Origin of the sequence: Paracidovorax citrulli (genome assembly GCF_900100305.1) — a bacterium.
GTDB lineage: Bacteria > Pseudomonadota > Gammaproteobacteria > Burkholderiales > Burkholderiaceae_C > Paracidovorax > Paracidovorax citrulli.
In genome coordinates this window covers 1-12384 of record NZ_FNEY01000056.1, presented here as the reverse complement: position 1 = coordinate 12384, position 12384 = coordinate 1, and the positions used below count along the sequence as shown (strand labels likewise).

Below are 12384 nucleotides of genomic sequence, written 5' to 3'. Positions count from 1 at the left end.
AAGTCCAGCAAGGGCGGGGCGTTCGGCGACGGGATGAAGAACGGCGCGGGCGATGCCAACGCGATCCGCTTCGAGGACAAGAAGGGCGCGGAGCAGGTGTGGCTGCATGCGCAGAAGGACCAGCTCACCGAAGTCGAGAACGATGAGGATAAGTGGGTGGGAAATGACCGGCGAAAAACGATCGACCGGGACGAGACCACCATCGTGCATCGCGACCGGACAGAAACTGTGGACCGCGACGAGAAGATCACGGTGCACAACAACCGCACGGAGCGGGTGGACCATGACGAGACGATCTCGATCGGCGACAACCGGAACGAAGATGTCGGCATCGACGAGACGGTTTCCATCGGCAAGAACCGCACGAAGACCATCGGCCGCAACGAGAAGGACAGGATCGGCAACAACTGGTCGATCAAGGTCGGCAGCTTCAAGACCGAAACCATCGGCCTGGCCTACCTGCAGAACGTGGGCCTGGCCAAGATGGTGAACATCGGCGCGGCCTACAACGTGAACGTGGGCGCGGCGATGGTGGTGAACGTGGGGCTCAACCAGTCCACCAACGTGCTCATGAACCGGTCCGTCACCGTGGGACAGAGCCAGACCACGAAGGTCGGCGCGGATCGCACGGACGAGACGTCCGACAACTACACGGAGAACGTGGGCAAGAACTCGGCCACCACCGTGGGCGAAGTGCGCACCCTGAGCGTGGGCAAGGAAATGTCCGTCAAGGTCGGCGACGCGATCGAGATCCAGTGCGGCAAGGCCGTGCTGCGCATGACCAGCGACGGCACGGTGCAGATCAACGGGCAGACGATTTCCATCGCGGGCAGCTCCAAGGTGACGGTCTCGTCGCCGGACAGCCACGTCAATCCTGCGTGAAGCGGGAAAAACAGGAGAGGAGGGTTCCGATGGCACAAGCGCAGGCTGTTTCCATCCCGGCGGACGACGCCGCGCCACGTGCCGATGCGGGTGCGGCGCCGGTGATGCGCACCGGCCGTGTCACAGGGGCGCTGGCCCCGGACCGCTATGCCGTGGAGTACCCCGGAGCGGGGGCGGACATGGCCCCCAGCGCCTCCGTGGGCGTGCTCCTGCCGGAACTCGTTCCCGGCGACGAGGTGCTGCTGGCGGTGCGCTCCGGCGGCGAGGCCGTCATCACCGCGGTGCTGGCCCCCTCGCCCACCGTGCCGTGGAACCAGCGGGCCATCCGCCTGCAGTCGCAGGACGCCGTGGTGCTGTCGTGCGGCGAGGCGTCCCTGCGCCTGACGGGCCAGGGTCTCGCGCGCCTCGTGGCCCTGAAGATCGAGCACGACGCGCGCGACCTCGTGGACATCGATGCGGCCGAGGTCCGCATCAACTGAGCGCCCGTCAGAGATGCACCTGCAGGCTTTCCAGGTACCGGGCGGCTTCCCTGTCGAACGTGTGGCGCCAGACCACCACCATGTGGCCGTGCTCGGGCTCCAGCACGAGGGTGTCGAACGCGGGGCGGACGGTGCCGCGCTCGCCCCGCACTGCCCAGGACACGGCCGGCTGCAGGTCCGGCACGGCGGTTTCCCCCTCGCCATGGGCGCACAGGTGCTTCCAGCGGATGCGCGTGCCCGGCCGGACCTGTCCCGGCGCGAACTGCATGCGCGGGTGCGCGCAGTTCCAGGCCGCCGGATCGAAGGTGGCCGGCATGCGCGCCACGAGGCCGGGCGCCTGCTGCAGCTCCTGCGGGGCATAGCTGCCCCACAGGGCGCGGCGGGGGAGCCACGTGCGTCCGATGCAGCCGAAGCCCGCGGGCGGGTCATTGCCGGAGGGCAGGCGCACGGGTGCATCCGCCCACTCGATCTGGTGCAGCGGCGCGCCGTCCCGCGGCACCCCGGCGCTGAAGCCGGTGCCCGACGGATTGCCGGCATGGAAGGCCATCGGGTCTTCCGCGTCCTGTCCGCCGAAGGCGAGGCCGTACACCAGCGGCATGCGCAGCGCCGGCTCGCAGGCCTCCGCCACGGGGAACAGCCCCATGCGCCGGCGCCACACGCGCCGCCCGTGGACGCGCACCGTGCGGGTTTCCGCGCCGATGGACAGGCCCGCGTCGAAGCGGTCCGCCGGACGGCCTCCGGGCGCGTAGGCGAAGCCGTTGAACACCACGTCCACCCGCGGCTTGAAGGGGGCGAGGTCGGCCTCGTGCCGCACGGTGCCCTGCAGCCCGTCCTCCGCGAAAAACGCGTCGCCGCGGTAGATGGGCAATGCGCCGCCCTGGGCGACGGGCCGGCCGGCGAAATCCAGCGTGGCCTTGATGACCAGCGTCCGGCACGCGCTGCCGTCCGGCCGGTGGCCCGGCAGCAGCTCCGCGGCGAAGGGCGTCAGGTTGTCCAGCATCGGGTGGGATCCTCCTGCCCGGCATTGTCTTTGATCCCACGCGCGCCGCGGCCTGCGGCGCGCCTTTTCGCATGAACGTCATCGAACTGCCCGTGCCCCGGGCCACCGACCTGCCGGTGTGGACCGATCCGCCCGCGCGCATGGCGCGGTCGCTGGTCACCCAGTACTGGCGCCGCAGCCACCTGCTGCCGCGTTCCGCCGCCCGGCCGCCGGCCATCGCCGTGTTCGACGATGCCATCGTTCAGGCGCTGGCCGGGCTGAAGCAGCACCTGGCGCACGCCCCCGAGGTGCTGCCCGCCTGCCGGGAGGCCATCGCCGCCGCGGGGGACGAAACCCTGCACGAGGCGTCGCGCATCTTCGCGCTCGCCTGCCTGGAGGTGCTGCAGCTGCAGCTCGGCCGCGCGGGCGCCGAACTGGCGCACCTGGGCGGCGAATACCTGCAGGCCCAGCCGGGCGCGGTCTGCGACGCCCTGCGCTTCGCCTTCGATGGCACGGTGGGCGACTACCTCGCTCCCCGGGTGGCGCTGCTGGCCGGGCAGCAGGGGGCGGAGCGCTCCCCGCTCGGCCGCCTGCTGCTGCGGCTGGCGATCGCCCGGCCCGCCGTGTCGGATGCCTTCGCGGAAGCGGTCGCGCCCTGGGCCGCGTCCCTGCCCGGCGGCATGGCCGTGCTCTGCGCGTGGCGCTGCACCGGCCGCGGCGACGAGGCCCGGGCCCTGGCCGCCGTGGAGCACGGCGACGACGCCGAAGCCGCGCTGGCGGCGCTGGCGCTCATGGGCAGCGCGCACGAGACACCGGCCGCGCGCGCCGTGCTGGCGCGCACCCCCGGGTCGCCCGCGGCGCTGGCGCTGCTGGCCGCGCGCGAGGGCTACGAACTCGCGGTCGCCCTGCGGGAGGGGCGCCATCCGGACATGCCCTGGGCCCTCCAGTGCCAGGCCGCTTCCCTGGTCGGCGACGTGCCGCTGCTGCGCCATCTCGCCGCCCACGCGCCGTGGGACGACGAGGAGGCCTGCCGCGCGCTGGCCGATGCCGTGGCCCTGCTCACGGGCACGCCGGCCGACGGGCTCTTCGACCTCGCGCTGCCCGCGCCGGACCGGGCCTCCGCCGCCGATGCGGTACTGGCCGCGCTGCCGCTGGAAGGGCCGGCGCTGCGCCTGGGCCGCGCCCGCGGCCAGGTCACGCTGGAAGATTCCACCGCCTTGGTGGGCGCGCCCCTGCGCCACCTGCTCCATCTCGAACATGCATCGCGCCTTGCGGGCGCGCTCTGGATCGAAGCCGACGACCTGATGCCCGTGCAGGGCCTGGCAGCGGCCACGGCCTCGGTCCTGGAACGGGCGGCCTTCGGCGCCGCGCAGCCCCAGCCATGACGCCTCTTTCCATCGCCGCCACCGGCGCCTGCTCCCCCATCGGTACCCGCGCCTGGCAGACCGCTTCCAGCCTCGCCGCGGGCCTGTCCGCCTTCACCCGGCAGGCCATCGCCGGCCAGGCCGACCACCGCGCCACGGTCTCGCGCGTGCCAGGCATCGACCCGGCCTGCACCGGCACGGAGCGCCTCGTGCGCCTGGCCGCCCCGGCGCTGCACGAGGCCCTGCGCTCCGGGCCGGCGCCCGCCACGGGCTGGCCCCTGCGGCGGCCGATCCCGCTGTTCGTGGCACTGCCCGAGCCCTGGGCGGAACTGCCCGGCGGCATCGACACCGACCGCTTCGCGCTGGAACTGCCGCGCGCCCTGGACCTCGCCCCCGAATTCCTGCCCCTGATCCTGTATGCGGGCGGCGCGGTGGGCGGCGCCGATGCGCTGTCCGGCGCCTACCGGTTCATGCAGGCGCACCCCGACGTGCCCGAAGTGCTCGTGGGCGGCGTGGACAGCCTCGCCGACCCGGCCGTGGTGGAGGCGCTCTACCAGCGCCGCTGGGTGCAGGTGGCCGGCCATTGCGAAGGCTTCGTCGCCTCCGAGGCCGCCGCCTTCGTGCGCCTGACCCGCATGCCCGCGGCCGGCGAATTCGCCACCGTCTATCCGCCGGCCTTCGGCGAGGAAGCCGCCCCCCGCGTGGGCGAGGCATCGCTGCTGGACGGCCGCGCGCTGATCCAGTCTGCCCGCGCCGCGCTGCAGACCGCGCACATGCCCGCCGATGCGCTGCACTCCTACTGGTCGGACATGGACGGCTCCCCCTGGCGCGGGGCCGAGCGGGCCAGCCTGTCGGCGGCCTTCGCCGCCGACGGGGGGCTTGCCCCCGCGCGCGATCCGGCCGCCTTCCTGGGCGAGGTCGGCGCCGCGTGGGTGCCCCTCATGCTCTCGCTCTTCCATGAAATGCGCCAGGCGCTGTCCCACCCCGTCATGCCCGCGCGCCTCGCGGGCCATGCGGGCCTGCAGACCGTCACCGGCCTGTCCACGCGCACCGCCGCCTGGGTCGCCACCTGGGACCATGCGCAGCCGGCGCGCCCGGCGGCGGGCGCCGGCCGCGGAGCCCTCCCGATTCCTTCCTGAGCAGAGACATGGCCACGTTCGTCAACGACCGCAGAGTGATCCACGAAGGCCGCAGCCCGGCGATGATCCCGGGCCCGGTGAACCCCGTGTTCCCCAAGCCCAACGGGCCGCCCGTGCCGATCATGAACATGGCGCACGGGCCGGGCCTCAAGAACGGCACCGCCACCCTGAAGATCGACCGCCAGCCCGTGGCCATCGCCGGCAGCCGCTTCGAATCCATCCCCGCCACGCCCGACCGCCTGGGCGGCATCGCGGGCGTCAGGTCCACCGTGGTGGGCGGCGCCGCCGAGCCCACCAGCTACAGCAGTGACACCAAGTTCGAGAGCCGCGGCAGCGTGCGCTCGTTCGACACCACCAAGAGCAATGCGCTGGTGATCCAGCCCGGCTGGGCCATGCGGCTGGCCATGAAGGCGCTGCCCGGCCCCTACGACAAGCTCGCCCGGAAGGTCATCGAGAAGCTGCCCGGCGCTTTCGGCGACCAGCTCGCGGCCCTGGGCGAGAGCCTCACGGACCCGAGCGTGCTCATCGGTCCTGCGCTCAAGCTGGTGGGCAAGCTCATCCCGGGGGTGAACCTCGTGGTGGGCGGCGCGGCCATGGCCGAATCCGCCGTCCAGGTGGCGGAACTGGCCAAGGAAGTGCAGGAACTGCTGACCCCGCCGCTCACCGACGAGAAGATCGACCAGATCGCCGACGTCATCGCCAACGGCGTCGCCTCGGTCACCATCGGCTTCGTGCTGGGCAAGATCGTCAAGCGGGCCAAGGGCAAACCCAAGCCCGTGGCGAACCGGGGCGACAACCAGGTCAACCCCAACGCCCCGGGCACCATCATGGACGACGCGCGGCCAGGCCACATGCCGCAGCCGTCCTGCGAGCTCGGCACCTGCCACCCCGTCATCTTCGCCACCGGCGCCAAGATCCTCGCCGACACCGACTTCGAGCTGCCCGGGCCGCTGCCGCTCGCATGGCGCCGCTTCTACCGCTCCAGCGACCGGCGCCCGGGCTGGCTCGGCTGGGGCTGGAGCACGCCGCTGTCCATCGAGCTCACGCTGGCCTACGACGCCGTGCACTACTACGACGCGCGTGGCCGCCTCGTGCGGCTGCCCGTGCTGCCGCGCGGCGCCAGCCACTTCGATGCGCGCGAGAAGATCACCGTGCGGCACCACGAGGGCGGCGGCTGGAGCATCGAATCCACCGACGGCCTGCGCCATGAGTTCCCGGCCCCCGTGCCCGGCCAGTGGCGCCTGCCGCTGGCGCGCATGGCCGACCGCAACGGCAACGCCGTCACGCTGCATTACCCCGCGTACGACGCCACCGGCGCCGACGGCTGCGCGCCGCGGCCCCTGGGCCTGACGGACAGTGCCGGCCGGCAATTGCGCTTCGAATGGAGTGGCGAAGAGGGCACGCCGGACCGGCTGCTGCAGGCCATCCACCTGGAGCCGCGCACGCTGGATGGCGTGCAGCACGCGGGCGGCGTGCTCGCGCGCTACGCCTACGGCACCGAGGGCAACGAGGCTGGCGACCTGCGCGCCAACCTGGCCGAGGCCGCCGATGCCCTGGGCGGCACCGCGCGCTACCGCTACCGCCACCACCTGATGGTGGCCTATGCCACCCGCAACGGCTTCACGCACCACCAGCAATGGAGCCGCCACGATGCGGGCGGCCGGGTCGTGCGCACCTGGACGGACACGCCGGGCCTGCTGGACACGCGCTTCGACTACGACCCGGGCCGGCGCACCACCCACGTGACCGACGCGCTGGGCCGGCGCAGCAGCTACGAATACAACGCGGCGCACGAAGTCGTCGCCATCACCGAACCCGGCCCCGACGGCCGCCCCGTGCGCACCGAGACGCGCCTGGACGCCGCCGGCAACCCCGAGGAAGCCCGCGACGCGCTGGGCCGGACCACGCGCTGGCGCTTCGATGCGCGCGGCAACCTGCTGGCCGTGACCGACGCAGCCGGCGCCACCACGCGCCTCGCCTACGGCCACCTCGACCTGCCGGTGGAGATCACCGATGCGCTGGGCCATGTCTGGCGCCAGCACTACGACGAACGCGGCAACCTCGCCGAGCGCGTCGATCCGCTGGGCCATGCCACGCGCTGGCGCTACGACGCGCGCGGCCTGCCCGTGGCCATCGAGGACGCGCACGGCAAGACCCGCCGCCTGCTGTGGGACGACGCCGGCCAGCTCGTCGCCTACACCGACTGCTCCGGCCAGACCACGCGCTACACCTGGGACACGCTCGGCAACCTGCTGACCTCCACCGACGCCCTGGGCCAGACCACCCGGTACCGCCACGACGCCCTGGGCCGCCTGCGCCACGTGGTGGGGCCCGACGGCTCGGAGCACCGCTACGACTTCGATGCGCAGGGCAACCTGACCGCCTACACCGACCCGCAGGGCGCCGCCACGCGCTACGCCTACAACGGGCTGGACCAGCCCGTGCTGCGCCAGGACGCGCTCGGCGGCACGCTGCGCTACCAGCACGACGCCGTGGGCCGCCTCGTGGCGCTGCAGAACGAAAACGGCGACATCACCCGCTTCACTTACGACGCGGCGGACAACCTCATCGAGGAAATCGGCTTCGACGGCCGCATCCAGCGCTACCGCTACAACGCCGCGGGCGAACTGGCCGAGCTGCACGAGCGCGACGCGCGGCTGCCCCCGGACACGCCGTACGACCCCGATCCCGCGGCGCCGTTACCGAAGCGCACTGTGTTCCGCCGCGACGCGGTGGGCCGCCTCGTCGCCAAGGCGCACCTCGGCCCGGAGGGCAGGGAAGAGGCGGCCGGCAGCGGCGGAGTCACCACCTTCGCCTACGACCTGCTGGGCCGCATGCTGCACGCCGGCAATGCCGATGCCCGCGTGCACTTCGCCTACGACCCGCTCTCGCGCCTGACCGAAGAGGTGCAGGAGCATCTGGCGCCGGAAGGGGCGGGCACCCTGGGCCGCTATGCCTGGCGCCATGCCTACGACGCGCTGGGCAACCGCACGGACAGCCGCATGCCCGGCGGCCGGCACGTGCAATGGCTCTACTACGGCTCGGGCCACCTGCACCAGATCCGGGTGGACGGGCACGTGCTCTCGGACATCGAGCGCGATGCCCTGCACCAGGAGATCGAGCGTACCCAGGGCGCACTGGAAAGCCGCTACGGCTGGGACCCGATGGGCCGGCTGGTGGCGCACAAGGTGGGCCGGCGGCAGGCGCTGCAGGGCCAGCCGGGCATGCCGTCGCCACAGGCGCTGCGCGACCGCGACCAGGGCCTCCCTGCGATGCCGAATTTGCCTTCGGGCGACCGCATCGCGCGGCAGTACCGCTACGACCCCACGGGCAACCTCGCCACGCGCGACGGCCTGCGGGGCGAGAGCCACTACCGCTACGACCCGCTGGGCCGCATCCTGGCGGTGCAGCGCGGCGACGGCAAACCACAGTCACAACAGTCCATCGAGCGCGAAGCCTTCGCCTTCGACCCGGCCGGCAACCTGCTCAACCCCAACCGGGGCGGCGCGCAGTCCAGCGGCGGCGTGGGCCAGCGGGACGTGGTGCCCTACAACCGCCTGGCGGTATACCAGGACCTGCGCTTCACCTACGACCTGCACGGCAACACCATCGAGCGGCGCATCGGCTGGCACACGGTGCAGCACTACCGCTACAGCCCGGAGCACCAGATCGTGGAGGCGCGCGTCGTGCGCTACCGCGACCGCCCCGCCGAAGCGCAAGGGCAAGCGGAGCCTGCGACCACGGAGCAGGTCACCCACTACCGCTACGACGCCCTGGGCCGGCGCATCGAGAAGCGGGACGCGTTCGGGCGCACAGCCTTCCTCTACGACGGGGACCTGCTGGCGGGCGAGCTGCGCGGCAGCAGGCTGTCGGAATACCTCTACGAGCCGGACAGCTTCGTGCCGCTGGCGAAGCTGGAGTCGGAATGGAAGGGCGAGGCCGCAGAGAAAGAGGGGGCACGACCCAAGGACTTCGCGGCCTACTACTACCAATGCGACCAGATCGGCGCGCCGCAGGAGCTGACTGATGAGCAGGGCCGTATCGTGTGGGCGGCGAGCTACCAGGTGTGGGGGCAGACGCAGGCGCTGCAGGTGATGCGCACGGGTACGGACGACGCGGCGGTGTTCACCCAGGCGGAGCGGGCTTTGGCGCTGGCGGCGAAGGGGGATGTGCAGGCGCTGAGCTTCGTGGAGCAGCCGCTGCGGTTCCAGGGGCAGTATTTTGATGGCGAGACGGGGCTGCACTACAACCGGTTTCGGTACTACGATCCGGTGACGGGGCGATTCGTGCACCAGGATCCAATTGGGCTGGAAGGTAGTGAGAATTTTTATGAATATGCACCCAATCCGTTGGAATGGGTGGATCCGGCGGGGCTCAATAAAAAGCGTAAGCGTTGCGGTTGTCAATTGCCGTGCATTGTTATCGACAGCTCAAAGTATCCTGAGACGGCTCAACATGTGAAAGAAGCAATCGCTGCAGGGCATCCCGATGAACTAACAATTGATCGTCCGGGGTCTAAAGCCCGTCGTCGGGCATCCCTTAAGGGAGTTAAAACAAAACCTACGAAAGATAGGGATGAGTATCCTCCCGCTATGTTCAAAGAAGGCGGCAAAGGTGCAGATGTCAAATTGATTGATTCCTGTGATAATAGAGGGGCTGGCTCTTGTATGGGGCATCAATGTGCTCCATATCCCAATGGAACAAAGGTAAAGATAAAGGTCAAGTAATGTCAAAGAAAGAAATCGATAAGCTCTTGAGTTTATGCGCTCCTGCGTCTGGCTCCGCGCTGAAGGCTGATGTTCAAGTATTTCGCAATTGTGCAGGTTCTATAGGTGAAGAACTGCACTACATGTTGTTGAAAATGAACGGTGGTTATGGATTTGAAGGTGCTCTACATTTTTTCAGTGCAGATGAGGCTTGCAAGGACCTTTCCATTGAGCGTTGGAACTCCAGTGATCTGTGGCGGAGTGACTACAAGGATTTGGATCCGTTAGGGTATTTTTTTGCCGAAGATGTTTTTGGAAATCAATTTTTTATAAAGGATGAAAAAATTTCCACCTTCGACCCTGAGACAGGGGAGACGGAGGAGATTGCAGATTCATTGAACGATTGGGCGTCAGAGATTATGGGTGACTATGATTTTTATACCGGTCATTCTTTGGCACATGAATGGCAAGAAGTTCATGGTCCAATTCCTCAGGGAAGTAGATTGCTGCCGAAAATTCCTTTTGTCACAGGCGGTGAGTATGAGGTGGAAAATCTTTATGCCTTGGACTCTGTTAAGGCTATGAAGTACAGAGCTTCTATTGCATTACAAATCAAGGATATGCCGGATGGTTCAAAAATCAATATAAAAATAGATTAGTTAGATTTAATGGTTTAGTCATTTGGCCGCGGAGTAGGTCACTCACTACCGCTACGACGCGCTGGGTCGGCGCATCGACAAGCGCGACGCGTTCAGGCGCACGGCCTTCCTCTACGACGGGGACCTGCTGGCGGGTGAACTGCGCGGCAGCAGGCTGTCGGAATACCTCTATGAGCCGGACAGCTTCGCGCCGCTGGCGAAGCTGGAGTCGGAGTGGAAGGTCGAGGCCGCAGAGAAAGAGAGGGAGCAGGCGAGGGCAGATGCCGGGCCACAGGCACAGGAACAGGTGCGCCCCAAGGACTTTGCTGCCTACTACTACCAATGCGACCAGATCGGTGCGCCACAGGAGTTGACGGACGAGCAGGGCCGCATCGTGTGGGCGGCGAGCTACCGGGTGTGGGGGCAGATGCAGGCGCTGCAGGTGATGCGCACGGGTACGGACGACGCGACGGTGTTCACCCAGGCGGAGCGGCCTCTGGCGCTTGCCGCCCAGGGCCACATCCAGTCACTCTCCTTCGTCGAACAACCCCTCCGATTCCAGGGACAGTACTTCGATGGCGAGACGGGGCTGCACTACAACCGGCATCGGTACTACGATCCAGTGACAGGGCGGTTTGTACATCAGGATCCTATTGGAATACTTGGCGGAATAAATTTCTATGAATTTGGTCCGAATTCCTCCATGTGGATTGATCCGCTGGGAATGGCTAAAAAGCTTCCCAGAGGAACGTATGAGACTCATTCAACCAGAACAAAGCCTGCGCAAGTTAACGGCCGTAGCGTAATTAATAAGTGCTATGCTGGTAAGGTTTTTCCGGCTGAACATTTGCCTAAGGAAATAAGGGGTAAATATCCTCATGGAGTTCCTTTTAATATGCAGGGGTTTCCTGATTTTTCGCGTTACGCGCTTACGACTGTTCAGATAGAGCCTGGCTCATCTCGGGGGACTGATTTTTCGAGGGCTAATGCTGAAGCCTTCGGAAAGGGTAATCCATATGGAAGCTCTTCTCCCACCATAGACGGGAAGAGGTATACATGGAATCATTATCAAGACTCTGGAAAGATGCAGTTAATTCCTGAGGATATACATGAGGCAGTAAAGCACACTGGTGGTTTTTCTAAAAATTGTCCATAAAGGAGAAATTGTGCTGGATGAATCTGCAATTGGAGTTTTAGAAGGATTTTTAGGACTGAAAATTCCCGGTGATTACAGGTCTTTTCTTTTGGATGGTAATGGCCAATGGAAAGGGGGGAAAGATTTCGATGTTCCTGAGCAAGGGAGTACTTCGCTGAATTATTTCTTTCCGCTTTTGTCGAAGAATTCCACTGATAACCTTCCTTACAAGATAAAATTGTACAAAGGAAGGGTTCCGGAGGAAATGTTGCCAATAGGGTCTGACAGCGGGGGGAACTTGTTGCTTCTTTCGTTGAAAGGAAAGGATCGAGGGGCTATTTTTTTCTGGGACCATGAAATGGAGGCTGAGGACGAAGATCAACAGCCTTATTACGAGAATATTAAGGTCCTATCAAAGAATTTCAATGATTTTTTAAAATTATTGAGAGATTAGTAGCCAAATAATATGACTTTGACGCAGCGGCTACGGCTGGGATCCTATGGGCCGGCTGGTGGCGCACAAGGTGGGCCGGCGGCAGGCGCTGCAGGGCCAGCCGGGCTTGCCGTCGCCACAGGCACTGCGCGACCGCGACCAGGGCCTGCCCGCATTGCCGCAGCTGCCTTCGGGCGACCGCATCGCGCGGCAGTACCGCTACGACCCCACGGGCCACCTGATCGCCACGCGCGACGGCCTGCGCGGCGACAGCCACTACCGCTACGACCCGCTGGGCCGCATCCTGGCGGAGCATGTCAAGGTAGTTGTCGCGTTGATCAAGCAGCCCGAGGCTGCGTATTCGATGCGGTCGCCGCGGCATTGGAGATGCCGTCGCGCTCAGGGTTGAGCGTGACCGATTGGACCGGCGCCCAGTTGCGGGTGCTGCCCGACCAGCGCGCGGGGTTGCGCTGTCGGGCCTGGGTGTAAAGGTGATGGCGAGCCTGCAGGATGGCCTGGTCCTGCCCGGCATGGCGCTGCGTCGGCGTGACGTAGCCGATCGCGCTGTGGCGGTGCTCGCAGTTGTACCAATGCACGAAGCCGCTGGCCCACTGGCGTGCCTGGTCCAG

At 67.1% G+C, this 12384-nt stretch carries 10 protein-coding genes and 2 pseudogenes; 10 read left to right on the top strand and 2 right to left on the bottom strand.

Going from position 1 to position 12384, the window contains the following annotated elements; genetic code table 11:
* Together BLR99_RS21920 and BLR99_RS21915 are read left to right on the top strand one after the other, a co-directional pair.
* On the top strand, positions 1-882 hold an 882-nt coding region (locus tag BLR99_RS21920), incomplete at its 5' end, for a bacteriophage T4 gp5 trimerization domain-containing protein (protein WP_434803217.1).
* A 29-nt stretch (positions 883-911) separates the two neighbouring features.
* The gene (locus BLR99_RS21915) at positions 912-1361 is read left to right on the top strand and encodes a hypothetical protein (protein WP_017439745.1); all 450 of its coding nucleotides are present in this window, start codon (positions 912-914) and stop codon (positions 1359-1361) included.
* Between the two features lie 7 nt (positions 1362-1368).
* Here BLR99_RS21915 and BLR99_RS21910 read toward each other — a convergent pair whose 3' ends face one another.
* Positions 1369-2361 carry a DUF2169 family type VI secretion system accessory protein gene (locus tag BLR99_RS21910; RefSeq protein ID WP_048857531.1) on the bottom strand — a complete coding sequence of 331 codons (993 nt, stop codon included), beginning with the start codon at positions 2359-2361 and terminating at the stop codon, positions 1369-1371.
* A 71-nt stretch (positions 2362-2432) separates the two neighbouring features.
* Here BLR99_RS21910 and BLR99_RS21905 point away from each other — a divergent pair, with 71 nt between their 5' ends.
* From BLR99_RS21905 to BLR99_RS21875, 8 genes and pseudogenes are all read left to right on the top strand, one after another.
* Entirely contained in the window at positions 2433-3725 is a 1293-nt protein-coding gene (locus tag BLR99_RS21905) for a hypothetical protein (protein WP_061855828.1), read from the top strand.
* The gene (locus BLR99_RS21900) at positions 3722-4843 is read left to right on the top strand and encodes a 3-oxoacyl-ACP synthase (RefSeq protein ID WP_074687516.1); all 1122 of its coding nucleotides are present in this window, start codon (positions 3722-3724) and stop codon (positions 4841-4843) included. Before BLR99_RS21905 ends, BLR99_RS21900 begins: the two co-directional genes overlap by 4 nt.
* 8 nt (positions 4844-4851) lie before the next feature.
* The gene (locus BLR99_RS23720; RefSeq protein ID WP_074687515.1) at positions 4852-9570 is read left to right on the top strand and encodes a DUF6531 domain-containing protein; all 4719 of its coding nucleotides are present in this window, start codon (positions 4852-4854) and stop codon (positions 9568-9570) included.
* Positions 9570-10208, top strand: coding sequence for an SMI1/KNR4 family protein (locus BLR99_RS21890; protein WP_074687514.1), 639 nt, complete (start codon positions 9570-9572; stop codon positions 10206-10208). Before BLR99_RS23720 ends, BLR99_RS21890 begins: the two co-directional genes overlap by 1 nt.
* 313 nt (positions 10209-10521) lie before the next feature.
* Positions 10522-10923, top strand: a pseudogene (locus tag BLR99_RS23970) (RHS repeat-associated core domain-containing protein); the annotation flags it as partial.
* Entirely contained in the window at positions 10912-11343 is a 432-nt protein-coding gene (locus tag BLR99_RS23935; RefSeq protein WP_434802317.1) for an HNH endonuclease, read from the top strand. The pseudogene BLR99_RS23970 and the gene BLR99_RS23935, both read left to right, overlap by 12 nt.
* Positions 11344-11353: 10 nt before the next feature.
* The gene (locus BLR99_RS21880) at positions 11354-11776 is read left to right on the top strand and encodes an SMI1/KNR4 family protein (protein ID WP_170838073.1); all 423 of its coding nucleotides are present in this window, start codon (positions 11354-11356) and stop codon (positions 11774-11776) included.
* A gap of 46 nt (positions 11777-11822) precedes the next feature.
* Complete coding sequence (locus BLR99_RS21875) at positions 11823-12164, top strand: RHS repeat domain-containing protein (protein WP_074687512.1); 342 nt, start codon at positions 11823-11825, stop codon at positions 12162-12164.
* On the opposite strand, the pseudogene BLR99_RS21870 reads toward BLR99_RS21875, so the two are convergent.
* Positions 12094-12384 (bottom strand): annotated as a pseudogene (locus tag BLR99_RS21870) (integrase core domain-containing protein); the annotation flags it as partial. The gene BLR99_RS21875 and the pseudogene BLR99_RS21870 sit on opposite strands and share 71 nt — an antisense overlap.

Excerpts from the sequence above, each read along its gene's own strand:
- BLR99_RS21915 (WP_017439745.1), top strand. The coding sequence starts at position 912 with ATGGCACAAGCGCAGGCTGTTTCCATCCCGGCGGACGACGCCGCGCCA.
- BLR99_RS21910 (WP_048857531.1), bottom strand. The coding sequence starts at position 2,361 with ATGCTGGACAACCTGACGCCCTTCGCCGCGGAGCTGCTGCCGGGCCAC.
- BLR99_RS21905 (WP_061855828.1), top strand. The coding sequence starts at position 2,433 with ATGAACGTCATCGAACTGCCCGTGCCCCGGGCCACCGACCTGCCGGTG.
- BLR99_RS21900 (WP_074687516.1), top strand. The coding sequence starts at position 3,722 with ATGACGCCTCTTTCCATCGCCGCCACCGGCGCCTGCTCCCCCATCGGT.
- BLR99_RS23720 (WP_074687515.1), top strand. The coding sequence starts at position 4,852 with ATGGCCACGTTCGTCAACGACCGCAGAGTGATCCACGAAGGCCGCAGC.
- BLR99_RS21890 (WP_074687514.1), top strand. The coding sequence starts at position 9,570 with ATGTCAAAGAAAGAAATCGATAAGCTCTTGAGTTTATGCGCTCCTGCG.
- BLR99_RS23935 (WP_434802317.1), top strand. The coding sequence starts at position 10,912 with ATGGCTAAAAAGCTTCCCAGAGGAACGTATGAGACTCATTCAACCAGA.
- BLR99_RS21875 (WP_074687512.1), top strand. The coding sequence starts at position 11,823 with ATGGGCCGGCTGGTGGCGCACAAGGTGGGCCGGCGGCAGGCGCTGCAG.